Annotated in this window: 1 protein-coding gene; it reads right to left on the reverse strand. The window is 40.8% G+C overall.

Annotated elements, in window-relative coordinates:
• Window positions 1-96: 96 nt before the first annotated feature.
• Window positions 97-659, reverse strand: a 563-nt coding sequence (locus G451_RS31890) for an RNA-guided endonuclease InsQ/TnpB family protein (protein WP_211236397.1), incomplete at its 5' end; no start/stop codon positions are given.

Consider the following 659-nt stretch of genomic DNA (forward strand, 5'->3'; position numbering starts at 1 on the left):
AACCGCGTGATTTTTGCTTATTGCAGTACTGATTTTGTGCAAGTAGTCATTCCTTGCGTCAGCAATACGAATATGGAGATTTGACACGTGAAGTTTCTATTTCTTCCAGTTCGATGAACCTTTTACTTTGCGAGAAAGTCTACGTTGCTCCTTAGCAAGTTTCTTTTCCAGCTTTTTAAAACTGTTCAACGGTTCAAAGTACGAACCATCGGACAACGTCGCAAAACGTTTTATGCCCATATCTACGCCAACAACAGACGTTGATAGATGGACAGGGGCTTTCATTTCAATTTCACACTGGATAGATACGAACCAATGTTTTCCACGCTTTGAAACCGTTGCATTCTTTAGCGTGCCTTCTATCTCCCTTGATTTGTGGAATTGAAGCCAGCCAATTTTCGGGAGAAAAATACGCGATCCATCTATCTTGAATCCTTGTGGATAGCGAAACGAATCATGTTGTCCTTTTTTCTTGAATCGTGGGAACCGCTTTGGGGACTTCTTGTCAAAAGCGTTTTGAATCGCTCTGTCCAAGTCTTTTAGAACTTGTTGCAATGCCTGTGAAGGCGACTCTTTCAGCCATTCTGTTTCAACATCAGATTTCCATGTCTGTAATTCTGTATTCAGTTTCACATAGCGAAGACAATATTCACTTGAAT

This window comes from Desulfovibrio inopinatus DSM 10711, assembly GCF_000429305.1.
Taxonomy (GTDB): Bacteria; Desulfobacterota; Desulfovibrionia; order Desulfovibrionales; family Desulfovibrionaceae; genus Alteridesulfovibrio; species Alteridesulfovibrio inopinatus.